Annotated in this window: 18 protein-coding genes and 1 pseudogene; 13 read left to right on the top strand and 6 right to left on the bottom strand. The window is 49.3% G+C overall.

Annotation, left to right across the window (positions count from 1 at the left end; genetic code table 11):
- Window positions 1–50 precede the first annotated feature (50 nt).
- From LLF79_RS03215 to mzaE, 12 genes are all read left to right on the top strand, one after another.
- Window positions 51–1574 carry a type I restriction-modification system subunit M gene (locus tag LLF79_RS03215; protein ID WP_025912258.1) on the top strand — a complete coding sequence of 508 codons (1524 nt, stop codon included), beginning with the start codon at window positions 51–53 and terminating at the stop codon, window positions 1572–1574.
- Window positions 1564–2829 carry a restriction endonuclease subunit S gene (locus LLF79_RS03220; RefSeq protein WP_025912259.1) on the top strand — a complete coding sequence of 422 codons (1266 nt, stop codon included), beginning with the start codon at window positions 1564–1566 and terminating at the stop codon, window positions 2827–2829. Before LLF79_RS03215 ends, LLF79_RS03220 begins: the two co-directional genes overlap by 11 nt.
- A 21-nt stretch (window positions 2830–2850) precedes the next feature.
- Window positions 2851–6135: a type I restriction endonuclease subunit R gene (locus tag LLF79_RS03225; protein ID WP_227879091.1), complete on the top strand. Its 3285-nt coding sequence runs from the start codon at window positions 2851–2853 to the stop codon at window positions 6133–6135.
- Window positions 6132–6887 carry a M48 family metallopeptidase gene (locus LLF79_RS03230; protein WP_025912261.1) on the top strand — a complete coding sequence of 252 codons (756 nt, stop codon included), beginning with the start codon at window positions 6132–6134 and terminating at the stop codon, window positions 6885–6887. Before LLF79_RS03225 ends, LLF79_RS03230 begins: the two co-directional genes overlap by 4 nt.
- Before the next feature lie 41 nt (window positions 6888–6928).
- Window positions 6929–7420 carry a hypothetical protein gene (locus tag LLF79_RS03235; protein ID WP_155267964.1) on the top strand — a complete coding sequence of 164 codons (492 nt, stop codon included), beginning with the start codon at window positions 6929–6931 and terminating at the stop codon, window positions 7418–7420.
- A gap of 103 nt (window positions 7421–7523) precedes the next feature.
- Window positions 7524–8651 (top strand): PD-(D/E)XK nuclease family protein, encoded by a 1128-nt coding sequence (locus tag LLF79_RS03240; RefSeq protein WP_025912263.1) that lies wholly within the window; start codon window positions 7524–7526, stop codon window positions 8649–8651.
- A gap of 103 nt (window positions 8652–8754) precedes the next feature.
- Window positions 8755–9936 (top strand): restriction endonuclease, encoded by a 1182-nt coding sequence (locus tag LLF79_RS03245; protein ID WP_227879092.1) that lies wholly within the window; start codon window positions 8755–8757, stop codon window positions 9934–9936.
- A 434-nt stretch (window positions 9937–10370) separates the two neighbouring features.
- Window positions 10371–12422, top strand: coding sequence for a sigma-70 family RNA polymerase sigma factor (locus LLF79_RS03250; protein WP_025912264.1), 2052 nt, complete (start codon window positions 10371–10373; stop codon window positions 12420–12422).
- Window positions 12419–13921 (top strand): MZA anti-phage system associated ATPase MzaB, encoded by a 1503-nt coding sequence (gene mzaB / locus LLF79_RS03255; RefSeq protein WP_032667403.1) that lies wholly within the window; start codon window positions 12419–12421, stop codon window positions 13919–13921. Before LLF79_RS03250 ends, mzaB begins: the two co-directional genes overlap by 4 nt.
- The gene (gene mzaC, locus LLF79_RS03260) at window positions 13918–16776 is read left to right on the top strand and encodes an MZA anti-phage system associated Z1 domain-containing protein MzaC (protein ID WP_025912266.1); all 2859 of its coding nucleotides are present in this window, start codon (window positions 13918–13920) and stop codon (window positions 16774–16776) included. The genes mzaB and mzaC overlap by 4 nt, the downstream gene beginning before the upstream one ends.
- Window positions 16760–17788, top strand: a complete 1029-nt coding sequence (mzaD, locus tag LLF79_RS03265; RefSeq protein ID WP_025912267.1) for an MZA anti-phage system associated PD-(D/E)XK motif protein MzaD — start codon at window positions 16760–16762, stop codon at window positions 17786–17788. Before mzaC ends, mzaD begins: the two co-directional genes overlap by 17 nt.
- Window positions 17775–19571, top strand: coding sequence for an MZA anti-phage system associated AIPR family protein MzaE (gene mzaE, locus LLF79_RS03270; protein WP_025912268.1), 1797 nt, complete (start codon window positions 17775–17777; stop codon window positions 19569–19571). Before mzaD ends, mzaE begins: the two co-directional genes overlap by 14 nt.
- A 296-nt stretch (window positions 19572–19867) precedes the next feature.
- On the opposite strand, the pseudogene LLF79_RS03275 reads toward mzaE, so the two are convergent.
- Window positions 19868–20092 (bottom strand): annotated as a pseudogene (locus LLF79_RS03275) (hypothetical protein); the annotation flags it as partial.
- 151 nt (window positions 20093–20243) lie between these two features.
- Between LLF79_RS03275 and LLF79_RS03280 the strand changes: the two are divergent.
- Entirely contained in the window at window positions 20244–20921 is a 678-nt protein-coding gene (locus tag LLF79_RS03280; RefSeq protein WP_063618094.1) for a DUF2076 domain-containing protein, read from the top strand.
- Window positions 20922–21039: 118 nt separating this feature from the next.
- Here LLF79_RS03280 and LLF79_RS03285 read toward each other — a convergent pair whose 3' ends face one another.
- Genes LLF79_RS03285 through LLF79_RS03305 form a run of 5 tightly spaced genes read right to left on the bottom strand, consistent with a single transcriptional unit; the run spans window position 21040 to window position 24985 of the window.
- Entirely contained in the window at window positions 21040–21198 is a 159-nt protein-coding gene (locus tag LLF79_RS03285; protein WP_021240466.1) for a hypothetical protein, read from the bottom strand.
- 1 nt (window position 21199) lies between these two features.
- Window positions 21200–21916, bottom strand: coding sequence for an ABC transporter ATP-binding protein (locus LLF79_RS03290; protein WP_008500393.1), 717 nt, complete (start codon window positions 21914–21916; stop codon window positions 21200–21202).
- Window positions 21913–22788: an ATP-binding cassette domain-containing protein gene (locus LLF79_RS03295; protein WP_021240464.1), complete on the bottom strand. Its 876-nt coding sequence runs from the start codon at window positions 22786–22788 to the stop codon at window positions 21913–21915. Before LLF79_RS03295 ends, LLF79_RS03290 begins: the two co-directional genes overlap by 4 nt.
- Window positions 22785–24059 carry a high-affinity branched-chain amino acid ABC transporter permease LivM gene (gene livM, locus LLF79_RS03300; RefSeq protein ID WP_025912272.1) on the bottom strand — a complete coding sequence of 425 codons (1275 nt, stop codon included), beginning with the start codon at window positions 24057–24059 and terminating at the stop codon, window positions 22785–22787. Before livM ends, LLF79_RS03295 begins: the two co-directional genes overlap by 4 nt.
- Before the next feature lie 11 nt (window positions 24060–24070).
- Window positions 24071–24985: a branched-chain amino acid ABC transporter permease gene (locus LLF79_RS03305; protein ID WP_008500397.1), complete on the bottom strand. Its 915-nt coding sequence runs from the start codon at window positions 24983–24985 to the stop codon at window positions 24071–24073.
- Window positions 24986–25052 lie beyond the last annotated feature (67 nt).

Genomic DNA, 25052 nt, shown 5'->3' on the forward strand with positions numbered 1-25052 from the left:
TTCTATATTTCCCGGCATTTCGGGCTGGCATTCTCATACCAGGATGATTCATGAACGACAAAATCAGTCAGGATACGATCAATAAAGCCCTGTGGGCCGCGTGTGATACGTTCCGTGGCACCATCAGTGCTGATACCTATAAAGACTTTATCCTTACCATGCTGTTCCTCAAGTACATTTCTGATGTCTGGCAGGATCACTATGACGAATATAAAGAACATTATGGCGATGCGCCGGAGCTGATTGAAGCCATGATGGCAAACGAGCGTTTTGTGTTACCGAAAAGCGCCAGCTTTTATGCGCTGTATGAACGCCGTCATGAGCCGGGTAACGGTGAGCGTATTGATCAGGCACTACACGCTATTGAAGAAGCCAACGGCACCAAACTGAAAGATGCCGGGAAAAGCGTGTTCCAGGATATTTCGTTTAACACTGACCGCTTGGGTGAAGAAAAACAGAAGAACACCATCCTGCGCCAGCTGCTGGAAGACTTTGCCGGTGAAGATCTTAACCTGAAGCCAAGCCGTGTAGGTACGCTGGACGTTATCGGTAATGCCTATGAATATCTGATCAAAAACTTTGCTGCCAGTGGTGGACAGAAGGCCGGTGAGTTCTATACCCCTCCGGAGGTCTCGGACCTGATTGCTGAACTGCTTGATCCGCAACCGGGTGACACCATCTGTGACCCTGCCTGTGGTTCTGGTTCGTTGTTAATGAAGTGTGGGCGTAAAATTGTCTCCGGGCATGACAGCCGTAATTATGCGTTGTTTGGTCAGGAAGCGATCGGTTCTACGTGGTCGCTGGCGAAAATGAATATGTTCCTGCACGGGGAAGACAACCATAAAATCGAATGGGGCGATACCATTCGTAACCCGAAGCTGCTCGATAAAAATGGCGACCTGATGCTGTTTGATATAGTGACCGCTAACCCGCCGTTCAGCCTGGATAAGTGGGGACATGACGAGGCCGAGAACGATAAGTTTGGTCGTTTCCGTCGCGGTGTGCCGCCGAAGACTAAAGGCGATTACGCCTTTATCTCGCATATGATAGAAACCCTGAAACCGGGGACAGGTCGTATGGGCGTAGTCGTACCACACGGTGTGCTGTTCCGTGGCTCCAGCGAAGGTAAAATTCGCCAGAAACTGATTGATGAAAATCTGCTGGATGCTGTGATTGGCCTGCCTGAAAAACTGTTCTACGGTACGGGTATTCCCGCTGCGATTCTGATTTTCAAGAAGCAGAAAGTGGATGACAAGGTGCTGTTTATTGACGCCAGCCGCGAATTTAAGGCGGGTAAAAATCAGAACCAACTCAGCGTAGAAAATATCCAGAAGATCGTTAAAACCTATCAAGAAGGCGATAACGTCGAGAAATATGCCTACCTTGCCAGCCTGAAAGAGATTCAGGACAACGACTATAACCTCAATATTCCACGCTATGTTGATACTTTCGAGGAAGAGGATGAGATTGATTTATTGGCTGTTCGCGTTGAACGCGAGGAATTGAAGGCGGAACTGGCGAAACTGGAAACGGAGATGGCGGGGTATCTGAAGGAGTTGGGTTATGGTGCCTAAGGGGTGGTCAATCGTACATGTAAGTGACTTATTTGAGGTCCAGCTTGGGAAAATGCTTAATAAAGAGGCAAAGGCAAAAGGACCTCAGTTTAAATATTTGGGCAACTCCAATGTCAAATGGGGAAGCTTTGAACTATCAAACCTAAATACGATGTTTTTTAATGAAAGAGAAATTAATAAATTTTCGTTAAGAGTTGATGATATCGTTATGTGTGAAGGTGGTGAGGTCGGGCGTTGCGCAATTTGGCAGGGCCAAGAAGAACATATTTATTATCAAAAAGCTTTACATCGACTTCGTAGCAAAGGAAAAGTTAGTCCTTATTTTTTTCAAGCCTATATTGAGAGTATTGCTGGAACAAAGTTACTGGATGATTACACAACTCGAACAAGTATTGCTCATCTTACGAGAGAGAAGCTGTTAGCTTTACCTGTAGTTCTTCCCCCTCTTCCTGAACAGAAAAAAATCGCCCAAATTCTGTCAACTTGGGATAAGGCAATTGCGGTGACGGAAAAGCTTCTCGCCAACAGCCAGCAGCAGAAAAAATCCCTGATGCAACAATTGCTAACAGGGAAGAAAAGACTATTTAGTGAGAATGGCGAAAGATTCCATGCGAATTGGTCATATCTATCAATAGCCTCAGTATTTAGCATTATTACTGATTATGTCGCCAGTGGTAGCTTTGCCTCGTTAAGAGAAAATGTTTCAGTATCAGATGATGAAGATTTTGCTCACTATGTGAGACAAACTGATTTATCTGCGAGATTTAAGAATGATAATTTGAAGTGGGTTGACAAAAAAAGTTATGAGTTTCTTAAAAAATCCAATCTTTATGAAGGTGATATTCTTTTTGTAAATATCGGTGATTTAGGTAGGGTTTACTATATGCCAAAATTGAGTAAGCCAGCTACTGTTGCGCCAAATTTAGTAGTGTTGAGAGTGAATCATCAAAATGATTCTAAGTTCATTTACTATTTACTAGATAGCGATGTTGGTCAAAAAGAAATAGATAAAATAAAAAGTGGTACAGGCCTACCGAAAATCAGCAAAACAGAATTTAAAACGATGGGATTTAGTATACCCTCATTAGCTGAACAACAAAAAATCGCCGCTGTCCTGTCCGCTGCCGACGCCGAAATCTCCACCTTGGAGAAAAAAATCGCCTGCCTGAAAGACGAGAAAAAAGCCCTGATGCAGCAATTACTGACCGGGAAACGTCGTGTCAAAGTAGAAGCTGAAGAAGCCGTGAGTGCTTAACGCGAAGAACAAGGAAAGCTCATGAACCAGACGTACACGCCAAAGTTCCAGGAAGAATACAGCGCCAAAATTCCGGCGCTGACATTACTAACCAGCCTTGGCTGGACGGTTTTATCCCCGAAACAGATCATGGGTTATCGTGGTTATAAACAGGATGAGGTGGTGCTGCGTCCGGTTCTGCGTGAGGCGTTGTCGAAGCGTTCCTTTATGGCGAGCGGTAAAACTTGCCAGTTATCGGAAAAGGCACTGGATAACCTGATATCGCAGGTTTGTTCTCCGGCGTTGAACGAAGGGCTGCTGAAAGCCAATGAGCGGATGTATAACCATCTGCTCTACGGGATCGCCGTGACCGAGTTTGTCGATGGTAAGAAGGTCAACCCCACCATTGCGCTGATTGACTGGGAACATCCGGAAAATAACCAGTTCCACTTTACTGAAGAATTTACGGTATTGCGGTCAGGCGGTGTTGAAACCCGCAGACCGGATATTGTCTGTTTTGTTAATGGTATTCCGCTGGCTGTTATTGAAGCGAAAAGCCCGGCTGGTCACGGCAAGAAAGGGCCAACCATTGACGAGGGGATATCCCAGAGTATCCGAAATCAGCTCAATGATGAAATCCCGCAGCTGTTTGCCTACAGCCAGATATTACTGTCGATTAACGGGCATGACGGGCGCTACGGTACCTGTCATACACCAATGAAATTCTGGGCGGCATGGCGCGAAGAAGATATTACTGACGCGCAGATGTATGCGCTGCGCAACCATAAGTTATCGACTGAACAAATTCATGCGTTGTTTGATCATCGTCCTTCAGCCGATCTCGACTGGTACCAACAGTTAGTAGCCGCTGGTGAACTGGCTGTCAGTGGACAGGATAAGCTGCTTATCAGCCTGCTTTCGCCGGAACGTCTGCTGGAGATGACCCGCTTCTTCACCCTGTTTGATAAAAAGACCGGCAAGATTGTCGCCCGCTATCAGCAGGTGTTCGGGATTAAAAGACTGCTGGAACGCATCAGTATTCGCAGACCGGATGGGGGCAGGGAAGGTGGGGTGATCTGGCATACCACGGGGTCAGGTAAATCGTACACCATGGTTTTCCTCAGCAAGGCGCTGATCCTTCATGACAGCCTGAAGCAGTGTCGCATTGTGGTGGTGACGGACCGTGTCGATCTTGAAGGGCAGCTCAGCGGTACTTTCGCTTCTGGTGGAGAACTGGCCGGGAAGGATGATAAGGCCAAAGCGATGGCGACCTCAGGTCAGAAGCTGGCACTGCAAATTGGCTCTGGTAAAGAACGTATAATCTTTACCCTTATCCAGAAATTTAACTCAGCGACAAAATTGCCTGAATGCGTCAACACCAGCCCCGACATCATCGTTCTGATTGATGAAGGACACCGTAGCCAGGGGGGGGAGAACCATGTGCGAATGAAACTGGCACTGCCGAACGCCGCCTTTGTGGCATTTACTGGAACGCCATTACTAAAAGAAGATAAGACCACCAATAAATTCGGGCCGATTGTCCATGCTTATACCATGCAGCGGGCGGTAGAAGATCAGGCCGTGACGCCTCTGCTTTATGAGGAACGTATTCCTGATCTTGAGGTAAACGACCGGGCAATAGATGCGTGGTTTGACCGTATTACCGATGGGTTAAGTGAAGCGCAAAAAGACGACCTTAAGCGTAAATACGCCCGTAAAGGTGAGGTTTACAGTGCAGATGACCGCATCCGACTGATCGCGCTGGATATCGCCACTCACTTTTCGAAATACATTAATGACGGGCTGAAAGGGCAACTTGCCTGCGACAGCAAAATCTCCGCCATTAAGTATAAAAAGTATCTTGATGAAGCCGGGTTGTTTGAATCAGCAGTGGTGATCAGCCCGCCGGATACCAGGGAAGGGAACACCGAGGTAGATGAAAGCAAACTACCGGAAGTGACGAAATGGTGGAAGGATAACGTCGGCACCCAGGATGAGTCTGTGTATACCCGCAATATCATTAGCCGTTTCGATACCGATGATAAGCTCAAATTGCTGATCGTAGTTGATAAACTGCTCACCGGGTTTGATGAACCGAAGAATACCGTGCTGTATATCGACAAACCGCTTAAGTCCCACAACCTAATCCAGGCGATTGCCCGGGTGAACCGACTGCATCCACTGAAAAAGTTTGGCCTGCTGATTGATTATCGCGGCATTCTGGCTGAGCTGGACACCACTATCGGTAAATATCAGGATCTCGCCTCCCGAACCCAGGGAGGATACGACATCAAGGATATTGACGGGCTGTACAGCGCCATGAGCTCTGAATACAAGCGCCTGCCGCATCTGTATAACCAGCTGTGGGCCATATTTGCTGGTGTCAAAAACAAAAATGATACTGAGCAGTTACGTGCGGTACTGGTGCCTAAAATGGAAGAACGTGACGGAGAGATGGTCGATATCCATCAGAAAACCCGTGATGATTTCTTCGAGGTGTTAACGGCCTTTGCCGGATGCCTGAAAGTGGCACTGCAGTCCGCTACCTTCTTCACCGATAAGAGCTTTACGGAACAAGACCGAAATCTCTATAAAGAAACCGTAAAACAGATGTCCAGCCTGCGACAGTGGGCAATGCAGGTCAGCGGCGAGCAGGTCAATTATGACGACTACGCTGAGCAGGTGAAAAAACTGCTGGATAAGCATGTCACCGGCGTTGAGGTTCGTGAACCGGATGGCGTGTATGAAGTCGGTAAAATGGGCAAGAGTGAAAAGCCCGAAGAGTGGGACAACAATAAAACCCGCAATGAAACCGACATCATTAAAACCCGTGTGACAAAGATGATTGAGCAGGAGCTGCGTGATGACCCGTATGCTCAGGAGGCCTTTTCCAAACTCCTGCGCATGGCAATCGAAGAGGCTGAAAAACTGTTCGACCATCCACTGAAACAATACCTCCTATTCCGTGAGTTTGAAGAAAAAGTTGAAGCCCGTGAGCTCGGCGATATCCCGGATGCACTGGCGGTAAACAAGCATGCTCAGGCGTATTACGGTGTATTTAAAAAAGAGCTACCGGAGGTTTTTGCGATTAACGACATTCAGGTGCAGGAGAAGTGGACGAAGCTGGCTTTTGAAGTGGACTGCATTATCGTCAAAGCAGTGGCAGAAAACTCCCTGAACCCTCAGGATATCGAGAAAGCAGTCAAGACAAATCTCTTACCGCTGCTGTTTACGGCCTGCCGGGAAATAGGGGCCGGAATGAACCAGGTAAACCGTATTGTGGAAACTATCATCCAGATACTGCGCGTTGGTTTGATGAAATCATGAGTGAAAAAGAGTCGCCAGCAATGAAAGCTATACGCATTGTCTATGGTGATGAAGCCATTGCCATACAGTGTGTTCCGCGTCAGGTCGTTAAGGGCAGGGTGCTCATCAAGGTGCATCCGGACTGCCGGGTTGTGGCCTCTGTACCGCCAGAAACACCGGAGCACGAGGTGTTGTCTGCGCTGAAAAAAAGAAGTCGCTGGATATACCAGCAACTGCGTGATTTCAGGGAGCAACAGACGCACATTGTTCCGCGTCAGTATGTCAGCGGAGAAAGCCATTACTATCTTGGCAGGCAATATCAGTTGAAAGTGACAGAAGACGCTACGGTGCCGCAACGAGTGAAAATGTTGCGTGGGCGACTGGAAGTGTCGGTCAGGCACAAATCGGCAGAAAAAGTTAAAGCGTTGCTGGCCGAATGGTATCGGGAACGCGCCAGAGATGTCTTCCAACGCAGACTAGATTTATTGATACCGCAGACCCTTTGGGTTAGTGAGCGTCCCCCGATACGTTTGCGGGCGATGCAAACGCAATGGGGTAACTGTTCAGCAAAAGGCTGTCTGACCCTGAATCCATGGCTGGTTAAGGCATCCTCAGAATGTATCGACTATGTCTTGCTACATGAGTTATGCCATGTTGCTGAGCACAACCACAGCGAGGAGTTTTACCGTCTGATGGGGCAGGTTATGCCGGGCTGGGAAAAGGTTAAGAAACGGCTGGACGGGATGGCTGGGATGTTGTTGGCTGATATGTGATTTTGGGGCTTATTCTAATTTAGAAACTAATCGGGGAAGTTATGTATTCAGTATCAAAGTATATTTTTTATACCACTCTGATTCTTTATGTCCTGACATTACTAACTGTCAGCTATGTTGGTGTCTGTTTAACTTATGTGGCTATTCCGGTGATTGTTGTTTCTGGATTATTAATGAAACTTCTCGGTAAAAGAAAGAGTAAATCAGGAGAAGTATCAAATGTCGTAGCCAGGGTGCTAAATGATACAAATGCCGGGCTGGAACGTTTTAATGAAGGCATGCACTGGTTCAATGAGAAAAACAGAATCATAAATGAAAAAACAAAACCTCTTAACGAACAAATTCATGCAATAAGAATGAAAATGATTGAGTCGGAGGTAAAGTTAAAATATGAAAATGACCCTGAAAAAAGAAAAACACTTAATGTTTTAATTGAAAGTATGGAAAAAGATATCAGGATTATACAATCCCAGAAACATGAAATTAAAATGGCGATAGAGATAAATATTGTCCGCAAGAGGATTAATGAATAATGTTTGAGTTTTCTGCATAGATATTGATTAATGTTGACAGTTTTCAATAACTAAAATATCAAACAAATGGCATAGTAAACATGATTGTTAAAGGGAGGTTGAATTGCATTCTGAAGCGTTGGCTATCGAATTTATTGAACAACTCAAAGGCATCTCGGTTGAGGATGATGTTGAATTCAATTTTTTTGAATTGGGAGGTTCCGGATATCTCGAAAACCCAACAACGGATTTGATGGCTTTGTTTATGGGAGCCCAGAAAATGGTGCCGCCATGGTTGCTAAAAGCATTGTTATGTTGCCTGGATGATTCCCTCGATGTTGATGAAATTGATTTCACCTCTCTGGAATTAATGAGAGAGGCCAGAACAGAGGATGGGAAATATCTTGATATTCTTATCAGACATGATGAATTCATCATAGGTATTGAGCATAAAGTTTTGGCTGATACATATAATCCTTTTCCCAGCTATGTAAGTCTCATTGATAGCTACGGCGGCAACAATCAAAATCTTTTTCGTTGTATATTAAAGCCTGATGGTAACTGCGCTAAAGGCGTAGACGGTTGGCGACTGATCAATTATTCATTGCTGCTGGAAAGCGCCATCCGACGTCTGGGGTTAGAGATGATGAATCAAGATTTCAGCAAGTGGACAGTTTTTTATCAGGAGTTTTTAAGTCATCTTAAAAAATTGAGTGAGGCTGGTATGGATAATGTATCTGATAAAAATGTTGAGTTTGTTACTGAAAATTTCTCGGCTTTGATAAAGTCGGTTAAATTGCTGGAAATGTACCAAAATGCAATCACGGAGGAAGCGAAATCGGTTGTCTCAGAAGTACTGCCTGATATTCATATAGCAACAGGAATTAATAACTGGAAGGGTTACTATAAAGCAATTCATCTTATGCCAGGATGCTGGGGGCAAGGTAAAACAGGAGTTACACTAGTTTACCGCCCTAATGAAGATGGAAGAGGTGAAGCAGAATTCTACGTAAATGGTTGGATACATTCAGATGATTACTCTGAAGTTAATGCACTAAAAGAAGAAATACGAGTTGCTTTAAGTACTGGTAATTTTATTCCAACTGCCAGCCCTGAAGACTACGAGGTATTAATTACAGGGAAGGGACAAGTACTTGAGCTGAGCTTTTGGGGGAATACGAGAAGCAAAAAAGATGCACTGGTACTTCTTAAGGATATGACTAAGTGGATTGACTCAAAAATACGAACATAAGTAACATCACTGAGTGAAAACGCTCTGCTTTAACTTGGGGATTATTAGGCTGGGAATTAAAGTATCGAATGAAAAGATATTGAAATAAAAGGAGAATATTCAAATGATTTATCAGTGTAATACGTGCAGTAGAACGACTTTTGAGGTTAATTGTCCCTGGTGTAGCGGAGTTTCACCTGTTAAAACAACTGCATGGGGTTCAGCATCATCGACCGCACAAGCAGTAGATATACAACGTATGACGCCATTGAATCCATCGTTTTATCCGGAGTTTCAGTATCGTTCAAAGGGTGTACTGGAAGATCTGTTTGGGAAGAAAAAAGAACAAACTCAGCTTAATCAATTGCTTGAAAATGTTCTCGAAAAATACTCCAGTTTAAAGGATCCATATTTTACTAACTTCATTTACACTTCCAGATTCTCACATAATAATAAATCGGAAGCAGATTTCTCAACAGATAATGGTACATACTCCGAATTACAACTTTTCCGTGAGGTGTTGGTCAGAAAAGGGTTCAATGAGCTTGAGGAATTACCTGAGCTATTAGATAAACTACTCCTTACCACGTCATTTAACGCTCTATATTATGGTTTCGCTAAGGAAGTTAAACGGCATATTAAATCTACAGTTACTGAATCCTTGAGGTCATGGATTGAGGAAGCGGGTACCACTTTTCGGGCAGATCTTTCATTATTTTTATTCTATATATGGCGCAATAAGATAGAGTTCTCATCAGTAGAATTCAATGAAAAAGCGGAGGCCACGCCTGGTGTCCCTTTGGTTTTATTTGATGAAGTAAAAAAATACTTAGCTGTGTGCGAACGTATTTATTTTGATATTCTGGTTGATAGATTAGCTATACGCCTTGAGCATTTTAACCCTAATAAATTCGTCACCATGTATTTAGTTGATGCAATGGACGGTTTCCAGTTCGAAGATTTCCTTGTGGAAATATTCCAGACTATGGGTTATGACGTCAAAGAAACTAAGAGAACGCAAGATCAGGGTGCAGATCTTTTCGTCACTCGATTTGGTAAGGGTATGGTTATTCAGGCGAAAAATTATTCTGGTTCTGTAGGTAACTCGGCGGTGCAGCAGGTGATCTCTGCAAAAACGTTCTATGGTTGTGATGAGGCGATGGTTGTGACTAATTCCTACTTCACACGCTCTGCTAAAGAGTTAGCTGAGTCAGCCTTGGTACGTCTGATCGACAGGGATGAACTGCAAAAGTATCTGGATGATTACAATCAGAAGATAATCGAAGATTTCCAGTCAAACTCGTAACTTTGCAGTCATATAGATATAGCAAAGCACAGGTAGGCCTCCTTGAGAGGGAGACTTACCTGTGTTGTTCTGAGGTGAGTAAAGCACTTCTGCTCAGGTGGCCAAATTCACTAAACCACTTCATTCCTATGAGACATAATGGCCTCGTCATCCAGCCAGAAAGCCATTGAGCCAAGGTTGAGCAGGGCTTTTTGTCGGTGTGACAATTGGTGGTTCTGAACCTCTGGTTTACTACATGACTGCATGTGTTGTCAGCAAATGCTTTAACAGTTCCTTCAGCTCAGCCAAAGCTCGATTTTTTCATCAAAGCCCAATTGGCGATGAAGATCACCAAAAATGATATGTTGCTTATATATACAGTACCAAATTCGATTTTCTCCATATAAGATAGATTGCATTTCCGCGGGTGTGGTTTACAAGGAAAGGCTGTCAGCATGCATCGCTCTGTTTCTGAGTTTTATCGCATCCCCCCTCTACTTATTCGTGCGCTAAAAAGCGGAGTCGCCTCCGTGGTGGAGTTTCATCTCAGCAGGGGATTGCCGAAAGATTCACGAGATTCTCTGGGAAATAGCCCATTGATGATTGCGGCCCAGAATGGGCATTTCGCTATTTGCGAAATGTTGTTGTGCGCGGGTGTCGATGTTGAGCATCAAAACAACCTCGGGTTTCGCGCCAGTGACCTCGCGCAGGAGCAAACGCTGCGTGATCTGTTAGCTCGTTATCGGAAATCTCCTCCGTCTGCCGGGCAGCAACTAGCAGGGGGGTTAGATGATGAGGCAAACATTGAGGTTGTAATTGAAGCCGATGTTGAAACAGAACTACCCGAAACCGAAGACGCAATGGATTTTATGCAGTGGGATGCTGAAATCGAATCGGAACCCGCCGATGATAATCTGACATTACGACACGCTTCCGCTGAGGCTCAGCGATTGTTATCCCACTATCGCCCTATAGATAACGCGGCTGAGTGGATCGATATCGAACTCTCGCTTCCAGACCCGCCGACGCCAGTTTCTCTCTCTCCGCAAAATTATCCCCATTTCTCAACGTTGCTCACTAGCGCACTGGATGCCGGTCGTGTCTCTGTTCGTGACATCAGGTCTGCCGGGGAAGATGATTTCGGCATGCCGTGGCCTGAATTCCAGGTCAGCGTAGAGGCATTGATCAAGGACTTACCTTTGATTGTGGATAGCGATGATGCTTTCCCGGAAAGTGATGCCTGTTGGGAATTAGCGGCGAGTGATGATCTCGAGCCATGGTTTGACGCTTTCGGTGCATTGCGGCAGTCCGGCATATTTGAACGCTATCTTTTGGACATTCGCCAATGGGATGTCGTCGATAAAACAAAGGAAGAGCGACTCGGGCAGCGCATGGATACGGCGCTTATCAACTTGATGACGATCCTGGTGAGATTACCTGAAGCAGAATATCTACAGTTGCTGCATCCGAATTGCCTTCCCTCGACATCGCCTGAGGTTACTGAAGAGGAAGACGACGCGGAAGAAGCGGATGAGGATATCTCTTCCGCAGCCGATGACGATGACGCCATCACCTTTAACGATCTGCTCATTCTGCTGAGAAGTGGGAAAGCTGAAGAATACCAGGAGACTCACATCCCTCGCCCGGAGTACCGTGACCTGCAGCAGATAGTCGAGCGCGCCCAAACGCTCATCCCTGATGAATGCCACAAAGTCAGTCTGTATGTCAGTAGTTACAGAGACGCATGGGAGGGGTTAATCCACGCCAATTTACGTCTTGTGGTCGCGATTGCGAAAAAACACTGCGGGCGAGGATTAGATATCGAGGACCTGATACAGGAAGGTAATCTGGGCTTGATCAAGGCCGTTGAAAAATTCGACTATAGGCGTGGATTCAAATTCTCCACCTATGCCTCTTGGTGGATCCGCCAGAAGATTACCCGTGCGATTGCCGATCAGGCTCGGCTCATTCGTTTACCCGTTCACTTCTATGAGCAATTCAGGCGCTGGCGGAGCAGTAGGGATCAGTTGCTGCATCTCCAGGGGATAACGCCAACCCTCAGACGGTTGCAGGAAATGACCGACCTGCCAGAGCGTCAACTTCTTCAGATGGCTAAATATGAAGAACAGACGGTGCTGATTGGTGATTTTCATGACGACGCTCAGGACCGCGAAGCAGCATTGTCGGGAGACGCGCTGCTGACCAGATGGGATTTCACCAGTGCTCCCGTTCAGTCTCTGGAGATAAGAGAACATATTTCATCTGTTCTGAATACGCTGTTGCCACGCGAAACACAGATCATAAAAATGCGTTTTGGCATCGGTATGACGCAAGATTTCACGCTGGAAGAGGTGGGTAAACAGTTTGATGTCACGCGAGAAAGGATACGTCAGATAGAAGCCAAAGCGCTCCGTAAGCTCCGCTATCACAGCCGGGCGTCGAAATTAGGCGGCTTCGTCGAACAGTGGGAAACCGCGTTGAGCGAGATGCAGGAAGAAGAAGAATGACGGCCATGCGCCATGCGCCACCGAATGCAGCCATTATGATCGAAGCGCTGCGAGGGCTCGGTTACAACACCGCCACCGCACTGGCTGACATCATCGACAACAGCATTAGTGCCGGTGCCCGTAAGGTCGATCTGACCTTTCACTGGCGTGAGTCGGATAGCTATATCGTGGTTCGGGATAATGGTTGCGGCATGTCGGCCGCTGAACTGGATGTTGCGATGCGGCTGGGGGTCAAAAACCCGCTGACAAAGCGTTCAGGACACGATCTGGGCCGCTTCGGTCTGGGACTCAAAACCGCCTCCTTTTCGCAATGTCGCCGTCTGACGGTCGCCTCCAAAAAAGAGGGGATAACGACCATCCTGCGGTGGGATCTGGACATTCTCGCCGCCAGTACGGACGACGGTTGGTATTTGCTTGAAGGCGCTGACCCAGGAAGTCAGGAGGCGTTAGCAAATGCGGAACCTGACTCCCACGGTACGGTGGTGCTGTGGGACGTTTTAGACCGAATTGTCACCCCCGGCTACGGTGAGAAAGATTTCCTCAATCTAATGGATGGCGTTGAACAACATCTGGCGATGGTATTTCACCGATTCCTTGAGGGGAACGCTCCCCGACTCACTCTAACCCTCAATGGTCGCAAAATTAAAGCCTGGGATCCCTTTCTCAGCGGGCATCCTTCCAAGCCCTGGCATTCGCCTTCGGCAATGGCGCCAGGCGCTCCTGCCGTGAAGGTGGAGTGTCATGTTCTGCCGCATCAGGATCACCTGACGACGCAGGAGTATCAACAGGCTCAAGGACCGGCAGGCTGGACGGCCCAGCAAGGATTTTATGTATACCGGAATGAGCGATTGCTGGTGGCGGGCAACTGGCTTGGACTCGGAAGTCCCCGGGCCTGGACGAAAGATGAAACCCACCGCCTTGCGCGAATCCGTCTGGATATCCCTAATGATGCCGACATAGACTGGAAGATTGATATTCGTAAGTCGATGGCCCGCCCACCGGTATCGCTGCGGCCTTGGTTAACCCAACTGGCGCAATCAACGCGTGACCGTGCGGTACGGACATTTGCAAAACGCGGGAAAATGAATAAGCGCAAGCCCGGCGAGGAACTTGTTCAGCTCTGGCAAGCGCAGAAGACGCCATCCGGTGTTCGTTATCAGATTTCGTTACAACATCCTGTTATCAGCAATGTCCTTTCGCAGGCCGGTGAGTTATCTCCACAAATTCAGGCCATGCTAAGACTGATTGAGGAAACCGTTCCAGTTCAGCAAATCTGGCTTGATACGGCTGAGACAAAAGAGACGCCGCGGACAGGTTTTGAAACTGCACCGCCCGCAGAGGTGTTGTCCGTATTGCAGGTCATGTACCAGACTATGGTTGGACAGCAGGCGATGTCACCGGCGCTGGCGAAACAGCACCTGCAAAATATGGAACCCTTCGATAATTATCCCGAATTAATTGCACAACTCCCCGACGATCAACATGAGAAATCGCTATGAGTCTTAATCCCTTGGATGACACGCAACTGAGTGTATTGCAGATTGTGCAAACGTTCCTGCAAAGTCAGGATAAAAGCACGATCACGCCCGGTATTTTGCGCCAACATATTGATATGGTTTGTCAGATGAAACCTGAGTGGAGCCGCCTTGATAGTCGGGAGATCCTGGTCGAAGAGTTGATCCGCCGTTACAGCATCTGGATGGGAGAAGATTCTTCTCTGAGTAATGACGAAGGGCATCAACCCTGGCTGACCGCTGATGCGAAACGCGAGTGGCGCTACTGGCATCGATATCGCCAGTGGCTTGGCAAAACGATGCCTTGGGGAGTCCTGGATACCCTTGACCGTTCAACGGATCGTGTTCTGGGATTACTTGAGCAACCGGGGCGGGAAGGGCGTTGGGACCGACGTGGGCTGGTGGTCGGCCATGTTCAGTCGGGGAAGACCAGCCACTATACCGGTCTAATCTGTAAAGCCGCGGATGCGGGATATAAGATAATCATTGTGCTCGCTGGTTTGCATAACAACCTCCGCTCTCAGACCCAAATGCGTCTTGATGAAGGATTTCTTGGTTACGAGACGAGCCCACTCAGAGAAAAAGTGACCATTATTGGGGTGGGCGATATTGATAGCGATCCTGTCATTCGTCCCAATTACGTCACTAACCGATCTGAAAAGGGCGACTTCAGCGCCGGAGTGGCTAAGAATCTGGGGATCAGCCCCGAGCAACGGCCCTGGCTGTTCGTAGTAAAGAAAAATAAGTCTATTTTGAAGCGCCTGCATACTTGGATTGAGAACCATGTTGCCACCAGCGTTGACCCAATCACCGGAAAGCGTTTTGTTTCGGAATTACCGCTGCTGATGATTGATGATGAAGCGGATAACGCCTCAGTTGATACGGGGGAAATTGTCTACGATGACGATGGAAAACCGGATGCTGAACATCAGCCAACGGCAATAAATAGTCTGATTCGTAAGCTGTTGATGCAGTTTAGCCGTAAGGCGTATGTCGGATATACCGCTACGCCCTTTGCCAATATTTTTATTCACGAGAGCAATGAAACACGTGACGAAGGTCCGGATTTGTTCCCTTCCGCCTTTATCATTAATCTCGGCGCACCCTCTAACTACATCGGCCCTGCAAGGGTATTTGGGCGGGCCACCGCGGAAGGCCGGACCGGAGAGTTGCCTTTGATTAGGCGAGTGAGTGATCACTGTAGCGATGACGGAAAAAGGGGGTGGATGCCGGTTTCTCATAAGAGTTCGCACTATCCCACACTGGATACGCTAACTCATTTCCCGGACTCGTTAAAACACGCCATCGACAGTTTTTTATTAGCATGCTGTGTCAGAGAATTACGTGGTCAGGGAGAAAAACACAGTTCGATGCTGGTCCATGTGACTCGCTTCAATAAGGTGCAATCGGTTGTTTATGAAAATATTGACGCCTACATTCAGGACGCGAGGCAGCGACTGACGCGAAGGATTGGACACGAACCTTTTTTATATCAGCTTGAGTCACTCTGGCAGGCCGATTTTTTGCCGACGAATCAGGCGATCCGCGACGTTATGCCGCAGCAGGTTCCGGACGACGCCTTCGAATGGCAGGAGATCGTCGACAAGCTGTACACCGTGATAGAAAACGTGTCGGTACGAATGATAAACGGAACGGCGAAGGATGCGCTTGATTATTCGGACAGTGCGACAGGCTTAAAAGTCATTGCGATTGGCGGAGACAAACTGGCTCGAGGGCTAACGCTTGAGGGATTATGCACTAGTTATTTTTTACGCGCCTCCCGCATGTATGACACGTTAATGCAGATGGGGCGTTGGTTTGGTTATCGCCAGGGATATCTGGATGTATGCCGGCTTTATACCACCGATGAGCTGATTGAATGGTTTGAGCACATTGCGGATGCGTCAGAAGAGCTGCGGGAAGAGTTTGACAATATGGTCGCCAGCGGCGGCACCCCACGCGATTTCGGGCTAAAAGTGAAATCACACCCTGTGTTAATGGTGACCTCGCCCTTAAAAATGCGTAGCGCGCGTTCACTATGGCTCTCTTTCAGCGGCACGGTGGTCGAAACGATTTCGTTGTTTAAAGAACAGGAGTATCACAAGCGTAACTACGTGGCTTTCCAGCGTCTGACCGGGCGCGTCGGTGCTGGCGCGCCGATACCTGAGAGACGACGCGGAGATAAGATTGAAAAATGGAATGGGGTCATTTGGCAAAATATCTCCCCTGAGCCGATCATCGATTTCTTAACGGAATATGAGACCCATGCTCAGGCCAGAAAAGCTAACAGCAAACTACTGGCGGATTTTGTTATGCGGATGAATCGTGTTGATGAACTCACCCAATGGACGGTGGCGGTGATAGGAGGTGGCATCGATCGTCATCACGATGTTTGCGGCTTTTCCGTACCGCTTATGATGCGTAAAGCGTCTGAAGGGATCACTGACCGTTATTCCATTGGCCGTTTACTTTCCCCACGCGATGAAGGGATTGACTGTGATGAATCAACTTGGCTTGCTGCGCTGGAAGAAACGCAGCGTATTTTTCATGCCGATCCCGGACGCAATGAAGGGCGAGAGGAGCCCGTCGTTCCAGGTGGCGTGGTACTGCGTCGGATTAAAGGATTTGGCATTAACGACATTCCAGCACAGCGTCAAAAAGGTTTATTGCTCATTTACTTACTGGACCCGCAGCAGGCATTGTCGGCAGCGGAATATCATGACGATGCCTTACCTGTGGTGGCTTTTGGCATCAGTTTTCCAGGAAGCCGCAGTGGAGTAACGGTGGAGTACAAAGTGAACAACGTACTATGGGAGCAAGAGTATGGTGCGGCTGAGTAAAGACGATCTGCTGGCGGCCTGGAAAGCCTTAGATCGATCTCAGATAGACGAACTGCCTGGCGCTCAGGGCTGGCGTGGGATTCGGCTTTTTACGCACCAGGGCTGTAGCTTTCATGCCGGGCGTCGTCAGCCTGATAATGAAGAAATGCTGATTGCCGTGTTTCCTCATCCTCTTTCGCCTGGGTCGGCGGCGCTGCCATCTTGTAAAGGATTCCGCGTTGAGATGGCCGGAACAGAGGAGGGGTGGCAGAACGGTTTGATGCTCCGTCGCCAGCAAACAGGGAATGTGGATGTCTTTACGACGATGATTCTGGATATTCTCCATTCGCTCCTGAACGTTTCGAGACCGCGCCTGTTTGAAACTCTGCTTCGTCGGATTCGTTTATGGCAGGCGTTTATGGAGCGCGATACCCGTCCACTTAGTCAAGAAGAAGAAGTTGGGTTAATCGGGGAATTGACGTGTCTGGAGCGGTTGATCGAGAGCGGTCTTGCTTCGTCAACGGCAGTCGAAGCATGGATAGGACCGCAGCATGGGCTACAGGATTTTGCACTTGATGAACGCGCCATTGAGATAAAAAGCACCACTGCAGCGCAGGGCTTTTGCGTAACTATCCACTCTCTTGAACAACTAGACTGGCTGCGGGCAGGATCGCTTGTATTGTGTGGTTTGCGCTTCAGCGAGCATCCCACCGGTGCAACCCTGAATGACATCATTAGCCGTCTTCGTCAACGGCTTGAGGGGAACGCTACGGCGGCTTGTCTTTTTGAGGGATCGCTTTGTCACGTCGGATATTTCACTGAACATGCTGAATTCTATACACGTCATTTCTTGCTGACAGAGGCGTTCGCACTCCCCATTGAAGCGGATTTCCCCTCTTTGACGCATGCAAATGTCCCGTTGCCGGTGGTGAGTGCGTGCTATCAACTCGAACTCCAGACACTTATTCCTCAGGCCCAAGATTTTAACCATTGCTTGTCACACTTTGCAGGATTACCGCATGGAACTTATTGATTTTTTACGTCAAACCCAGAATGAGATTCGCAAGGAATATCAGGACCAAATGGCTCAGCCAGGGGTTGAGTCGCCTTTTCCGGAGCTGATTTTTACCGATATTGTTATGCGTCATATGGCCGATATCGGTATGACATTCGATGATGCCGAGACGTGTCACTTTATGGCGAAAGTCAGTGGACACAATGTGCGTCTCAGCGGTTATGCCTTCTCAGAAGATGGTGATCAACTTGACCTTTTTGTCAGCATTTATCACGGTAGCGACGAGCTTTGCCACGTCCCGGATGCAGAGACAAAAGCGATTGCCGGTCACTGCATTCAATTTTTGCAGAAGTGCGTTGACGGTAAATTATCATCCACGCTCGATCAGTCCAATGATGCCTGGCAACTGGTGACGACCATCGAACAGTCCTATACGGAACTGGAGCAAATCAGAATTTATGTTCTGACCGATGGTCAGGTGAAAACCCGCTGGTATCAGTCCCGTGACGTTGCCGGTAAAACCATTAAATTAGAGGTTATGGACATTGTCCGCCTGTTTAACCACTGGCAGGAAGGTAAGCCACGCGACGAACTGCAGATTAATTTTGATGAGGTGGCGGGGGGCGCACTTCCCTGTGTCTGGATCCCGGATGAAATGGGTGAATATGATTATGCGCTGACGGTGGTTCCGGGCGAGACGCTGCGATTTATCTATGAAAAATATGGCAACCGGATTCTGGAAGCGAACGTTCGCTCATTTCTGAGCCAGACGGGGAAAGTCAACAAAGGGATTCGTGACACTTTACGTGAGCAGCCTGAGCGTTTTATGGCTTATAACAACGGCATTGTGATTGTTGCCGATCAGGTCAGGCTTGGTGAAGCACCGGGAGGTGGCCCTGGTATTGCGTGGATGCAGGGGATGCAGATCGTCAACGGTGGGCAGACGACGGCTTCCATGTTTTTCACCAAAAAGAAATTCCCGGCAACCAATCTGCGTAACGTGCGTGTACCCGCAAAAGTCATTGTGCTGAAACAGACGAATAATGCACAAGAAGAGATGTTAATTGCGGATATTTCGCGCTTCTCGAATAGCCAGAATAAAGTCAATATTTCCGATCTGTCAGCCAATCGACCGGTACATGTACAGCTGGAAAAAATGGCAAACACGGTGTATTGCCCGGACGGATACAGTCGTTGGTTTTACGAGCGAGCAAACGGCAGTTATAAGGTTATGCTGGAACGAGAAGGTAAAACACCAGCGGGAATTAAACGGTTAAAAGACGCCATTCCTCCATCTCGTCGGATAACGAAAACGGATTTCGCAAAATATCACTGTGCCTGGCTCCAGCGTCCGGATTTAGTCAGCCTCGGCGGACAGAAAAACTTTGCCGCATTAATGACGATGATTGACAAGGATACTGAGCGTTATGGGGATGAACTGAATATTGAAACTTTTAAAAATTATATCGCTCAGGCCATTATTTATAAGAAAGCCTATAAGTTGATTAATTCACTTTTCCCCGCATTTAAGGCGAATATCGCCGCCTATACTGTTGCCGCCTATTCATATCTTTATGGTAACGAAACGGACCTGGCAGAGATTTGGAATCAACAGGGCATTGAGGAAACGATGGGCAACCGGCTTGTCAGCTTAGCACATCGGGTGAATAGTCTTCTGATTGAATCCGCGAATGGAAGGATGATATCGGAGTGGGCGAAGAAGCCTGAATGCTGGGAGTATGTGCGCAGTAAAATCTATTTCTCCGCACATGGAAAAATGGAAGATCATATGAGTAGTTAAATTGTCCACTGAGTTCATGATCGAAGCCCCGCGTATGTGTTATGGATTGCTCGCAGCGGGGCTTTGTTGAATAAACCGAACTTTTTCTTAGTGGAAGACTTAGATTACACATCACCTTGCAACGCTGGTAGCCCCATGGCGCTTCACATCATCATTCTTTAAAAGATTCTCAGGCAGGAAACTGTTCTCCTGTGCTTTTTCTGTGCTCAACGTTATCCAAGTCTATCTATTTACTGCCAATTACAAAAAATAAATAAACAATTGCAGCAAAGTTTCGCAATGCATCGCTATATAACTCATTGATTATAAATAGAATTTAAAATCCCTCGGCGTTCGCGCTGTGTGGGTTCAAGTCCCACTCCGGCTACCATGGGAAACAAAGAATAATCAAAGCAATAAGCAGTGTCGTGAAACCACCGAAAGGTGGTTTTTTTGTGCCTCCAGTTTAGCGCGAAGTGAGCGTATCTCATCGTCATCACGATCGTGCTGTGCCCGGAAATTTGCTGCCATACCAGAACGTTAAGCCTAACTCTCTAATATCAAGCCCGGAAAGCAGGGCGATTTTCAGCTAACCTGCAACCAATCTTAAACAAACATTTCACTCACCAGACACAGGTTGCCGCCGCTGATAAACTGGTTGGTATCCACCCTGGAGAGCGGAAGGTTATTGTCATGCAATATGAAGAACAGCAGCTTATCAACGGCCTTTTCGAGCGTCTTAAACAGGCCGGACAACAAAACAGCCAACGGGATGCAGATGCAGAGCGTCAGATCGCTGAATTTGTCAGACAGCAGCCTGCGGCCCCCTACTATATGGCGCAGTCGATTTTGATTCAGGAAGCGGCGCTGAAACGCCTGCAGGCCCGGGTTCTGGAGCTTGAAAGCGAATTAGCCGCGCAAAAAAGCAAACCCTCGACGGGCGGCAGCTTCCTCGGCGGCCTGTTTGGTGGCGGGAAAAGTAACCCGCAGCCAGACAACAGCTGGAATGCCCAGCCGCAACAGCCGCCGGCGCAGGATTACTCTCGGGCGCCAGCGTCGGCTACTCGCGGCGGTGGTTTTATGGCTGGCGCGCTCCAGACAGCCGCTGGCGTGGCCGGTGGCATCGCGCTTGCTGAGATGCTTACCAGCATGTTCCATCAGTCGCGGCCGGAAGAGATCGTGAACATCATCGAAGAGCCGACAATGCCCGTCGGTGGTGAACCGTTTGTCGGTAATCAATACGGCGATGTTAATAACGTCTCTGACACCCGTTTCCTCAACCAGAACGATCCGTTCGGCAGTAATAACGACGTCTGGCAGAACGACGATGTAGATGACGACTACAGCAATGACGACGACAGTTTTATTTAACGACGTTATCGTGAAACTACCGAAATGAAGTGAACCCTGAAAGTTGGGTATCCAATTTTCGGGGTTTTGCTTTTCCGGGTCAAAAAAGCCTTCTAGGCTAAGCCTGAAGGCTCATAAATCACATTCTTTTTACTGCTTTTCTTACTAACAAACCTGTAAGAATTGCCGGAAGCAATCCAAACAAAGAGGCGATATCGACTAACGTATCCTCCAGTTCTTCTATCCCGTATGTGCCGAAATGATCCATCACGGCATAAGCCCATTCGGCAGGTGTCACATCACACCCCGCCCAAATACGCCTTTCTCACTTCCTGATTTCCCAGCAATTCCTCACCGCTGCCGCTCAGCCGGATCTGTCCGTTCACCATTACATACCCGCGGTCAGACAGCTTCAACGCATGGTGCGCATTCTGCTCCACCAGAAAAATGGTCATACCGCTGCGGGCCAGCTCGCGCAGCGTCTGGAAGATCTGCTTCACCACAATCGGGGCTAAGCCCAGGCTGGGCTCATCCAGCAGCAGCAGCTTCGGACGGCTCATCAGCGCCCGGGCGATCGCCAGCATCTGCTGTTCTCCGCCGGACATGGTCATCGCGCGCTGCTTGCGTCGCTCTTTAAGGCGAGGGAAAAGGTCGAACATGGTTTGCATATCTTCAGCCGCAAACTGATTGCCGATGGGAATGGTCCCCATCAGCAGGTTCTCTTCAACGGTCATATCCGGGAAGATACGTCTGCCTTCCGGTGCCTGCGCAATGCCGCCGGACGCAACGTAGTGGGTGGATTGATGGCTGATGTCTTCACCACAGAACAGGATCTGCCCGCTGCGTATACGGGGCTGGCCGAAGATGGACATCAGCAATGTCGATTTACCCGCGCCGTTTGCGCCAATCAGCGCCACGGTTTCCCCCTTATTCACCTCAAGAGAGACCTGCTTCAGCGCCTGAATGACGCCGTAAAACACATCCACCTCGCGAAAAGCCAGCAGCGGTTCGCTCATAGGGAGACCTCGCTTTCATCCGTGCCCAGGTAGGCGGCAATGACCTTTTCATCATGCTGGATCTGCTCGGGTTTCCCCCTGGCAATAACATCGCCGTGGTCGAGCACGATAATGTCGTCCGAAATGTCCATCACCATCCCCATATCATGCTCAATCAGCAATACCGTGATGTCGTGATGATCCCGCAGAAAGCGAATAATGCCGCTCAGCTTGTGCGTTTCAACCGGGTTAAGCCCGGCGGCGGGTTCATCCAGACAGATCATTTCCGGCCCGGTACACATTGCCCGCGCGATTTCCAGTCGCCGCTGCTGGCCGTACGACATCTCTCCCGCCAGGCGATTGGCGCACTCCACCAGATCCACCACTTCCAGCCAGTAGAAGGCTCTGTCCAGGGCGTCGCTTTCCGCCCGCCGGTATGCCGGCGTATTTAAGATCCCGGCGAGCAGATTACGGTTAACGCGCATATGCTGCGCGACCAGCAGGTTTTCCACGACCGACATCTCGCGAAAAAGACGGATATTTTGAAACGTGCGCGCCAGCCCGGCACGGTTGACCAGGTGGGTTCCGCCGAACATTTTGTAGAAAAGACGCTGCCCGAACTGCGCGGGGTTAATCCAGTCGCCGGGCTGGAATTTTTGCCCGAGGACCTGAATCACGTTGGTCGTTTTATGGCGGGTATTAAACAAAATGTTGCCGCCGGAGGCTCTGTAGAAGCCCGTCAGGCAGTTAAACACGGTTGTTTTGCCCGCCCCGTTGGGGCCAATCAGGGCGGTAATGGAGCCGCGCTGCACGTCCAGGTTGACGTCGTTTAGCGCCTTAATCCCGCCAAAATGCATCATCAGATGCTCAACGCGTAATATCGTTTCGTTCATGGTGCGACGCCCTTACGCACGGCAAACCCGCTGCGGTTAATGCGGATCAAACCGCGTGGACGCCAGATCATCATCACCACCATGAGCATGCCAAACAGCAGGACGCGGTACTCGGCAAAACTGCGCAGCAGCTCCGGCGTGACCGTGAGCACAAAGGCGGCCAGCACCACGCCAAGCGTAGAACCCATACCGCCCAGCACCACAATGGCGAGGATCAATGCCGATTCAAAGAAGGTAAAGGAGGTCGGATTCACGAACCCCTGATAGGTGGCGAAGAACACCCCGGCAATGCCTGCGGTGGACGCGCCCAGCGTAAAGGCGGAAAGCTTAACCAGAACATGATTCAACCCCATTGAGCGGCAGGCAATTTCGTCTTCGCGCAGGGCTTCCCACGCCCGACCAATCGGCATGCGCGTCAGGCGGTGCTTGATGTAAAGCACCAGCATCACCACCAGAAACAGCACCGCGTAGATAAAGATAAACTTCATGTTCGGGTTGTAGGTCAGGTGGAAAAACTCGTGGAAGGGCACGCCGCCTTCTTTTGCGCGTCGCCCAAACTCAAGACCGAAAAAGGTGGGGGGAGGGGCAGACACGCCGTTGGGGCCGCCGGTGAAGGTCAGCCAGTTGTTCAGTATCAGGCGAATGATCTCCCCGAAGCCGAGGGTGACGATGGCCAGATAGTCACCGTGCATGCGCAGTACCGGGAAGCCGAGCAGGGCACCTGCGGCAGCGGCCATGATTGCCGCGAGCGGCAGCATGCTCCAGAAGCCCAGGCCGAGATACTGGTATCCCAGCGCCAGGCCGTACGCACCAATCGCATAGAACGCGACATACCCCAGATCCAGCAGACCGGCCAGGCCCACGACGATGTTCAGCCCCAGACCGAGAAGCACGTAGATCAGCCCCAGAATGGCGACGGTCAGAACATACTTGGTGGCGACAAACGGAAAGCAAATCGCAAGGGTAATCACCAGGGGAATAATCCAGCGCATGCGGCTTTTATATTCCGGGGGGCGGACATATACGCCCGCGCTGTCGGCCTCGAAGCGCGCCTGGAAACGAGCACCTGCAGCGGTACCTAAAAAAGCGCTCAGCAGAAAACGCCCCGCCATGACGATACCGACCATCCAGGCCAGGCGCTGCCCGGCGAAGGTAAAGCTATATCCGTCCAGCACCACGCCTGCAATGGGGCCGAAGATAATCAGCGCAATCAGCCCGGAGAAAATCGCGTCCAGAATGCAGCGTTTAAGTGAAAAACCGTGTGACGTCATCATTGTCTCCCTCACACTTTGGCCACAATCGGGCGCCCGAGCAGCCCCTGAGGGCGGAAAATCAGGATCATCACCAGCAGGCCAAACGAGAAGACGTCTTTATAGTCCGAGTTCACCATGCCCGAGAACTGCGCTTCCGCCACGCCCAGGATAAGGCCACCGAGCATGGCGCCGGGGAGGGAGCCGATGCCGCCAAGTACCGCCGCCGTGAAAGCTTTAATGCCGATCACGAACCCGACGTAGAAATCAAAGGTGCCGTAGTTCATGGTGATCAGCACCCCCGCCAGGCCCGCCATCGCCGCGCCGATGACGAAGACCAGCGAAATAATCCGGTCGGTGTTAATCCCCAGAATGGAGGCCATTTTGCGATCCTGCTGCACCGCACGGCACATCCGCCCCAGCCGGGTACGGTTGATTATCCAGGTGAGCACCAGCATCCCGGCAAACGAGGCCACCAGAATAAACACTTTGGTGTAGGTTATCTGCACGAACCCTTCGCCCAGATGCAGGCGAATCACGCCGTCCAGCATGGTTGGTACCCCTTGCTGGCGCGGGCCCTGGCTCAGCTGCGCGTAGTTTTGCAGGATAAGCGATATCCCGATGGCGGAGATCAGCGGTGCCAGGCGCGTGGAGTTGCGCAGCGGCTTATAGGCGATACGCTCGATGGTCCAGCCGTACACCCCGGTGACCACAATGGTGAACACCAGCGTGCCGAGGATCAGCAGCGGGAAGGACTGCAGGCCGAAGAATGAGAGCAGCGCCAGGCCAATGGCGCAGAGATAGGCGGAAATCATATACACTTCGCCGTGGGCGAAATTAATCATGCCGATAATGCCGTACACCATGGTGTAGCCGATGGCGATCAGGCCGTAGACGGAACCCAGCGTTAAGCCATTGATTAACTGTTGCAGGAAGAATGTACTCATCTTAGCGCGCTCGTTTTATAGGCTGCGCGAGCCGCGCAGCCTGATGTTTATTACGCGCCGACGGGCG

Source organism: Enterobacter cloacae complex sp. 2021EL-01169, from assembly GCF_020733125.1.
GTDB lineage: Bacteria > Pseudomonadota > Gammaproteobacteria > Enterobacterales > Enterobacteriaceae > Enterobacter > Enterobacter roggenkampii.

Bases quoted from the DNA above. Each gene is read 5' to 3' on its own strand.
- LLF79_RS03215 (WP_025912258.1), top strand. From the start codon at position 51: ATGAACGACAAAATCAGTCAGGATACGATCAATAAAGCCCTGTGGGCC.
- LLF79_RS03220 (WP_025912259.1), top strand. From the start codon at position 1,564: ATGGTGCCTAAGGGGTGGTCAATCGTACATGTAAGTGACTTATTTGAG.
- LLF79_RS03225 (WP_227879091.1), top strand. From the start codon at position 2,851: ATGAACCAGACGTACACGCCAAAGTTCCAGGAAGAATACAGCGCCAAA.
- LLF79_RS03230 (WP_025912261.1), top strand. From the start codon at position 6,132: ATGAGTGAAAAAGAGTCGCCAGCAATGAAAGCTATACGCATTGTCTAT.
- LLF79_RS03235 (WP_155267964.1), top strand. From the start codon at position 6,929: ATGTATTCAGTATCAAAGTATATTTTTTATACCACTCTGATTCTTTAT.
- LLF79_RS03245 (WP_227879092.1), top strand. From the start codon at position 8,755: ATGATTTATCAGTGTAATACGTGCAGTAGAACGACTTTTGAGGTTAAT.
- LLF79_RS03250 (WP_025912264.1), top strand. From the start codon at position 10,371: ATGCATCGCTCTGTTTCTGAGTTTTATCGCATCCCCCCTCTACTTATT.
- mzaB (WP_032667403.1), top strand. From the start codon at position 12,419: ATGACGGCCATGCGCCATGCGCCACCGAATGCAGCCATTATGATCGAA.
- mzaC (WP_025912266.1), top strand. From the start codon at position 13,918: ATGAGTCTTAATCCCTTGGATGACACGCAACTGAGTGTATTGCAGATT.
- mzaD (WP_025912267.1), top strand. From the start codon at position 16,760: ATGGTGCGGCTGAGTAAAGACGATCTGCTGGCGGCCTGGAAAGCCTTA.
- mzaE (WP_025912268.1), top strand. From the start codon at position 17,775: ATGGAACTTATTGATTTTTTACGTCAAACCCAGAATGAGATTCGCAAG.
- LLF79_RS03280 (WP_063618094.1), top strand. From the start codon at position 20,244: ATGCAATATGAAGAACAGCAGCTTATCAACGGCCTTTTCGAGCGTCTT.
- LLF79_RS03290 (WP_008500393.1), bottom strand. From the start codon at position 21,916: ATGAGCGAACCGCTGCTGGCTTTTCGCGAGGTGGATGTGTTTTACGGC.
- LLF79_RS03295 (WP_021240464.1), bottom strand. From the start codon at position 22,788: ATGAACGAAACGATATTACGCGTTGAGCATCTGATGATGCATTTTGGC.
- livM (WP_025912272.1), bottom strand. From the start codon at position 24,059: ATGACGTCACACGGTTTTTCACTTAAACGCTGCATTCTGGACGCGATT.
- LLF79_RS03305 (WP_008500397.1), bottom strand. From the start codon at position 24,985: ATGAGTACATTCTTCCTGCAACAGTTAATCAATGGCTTAACGCTGGGT.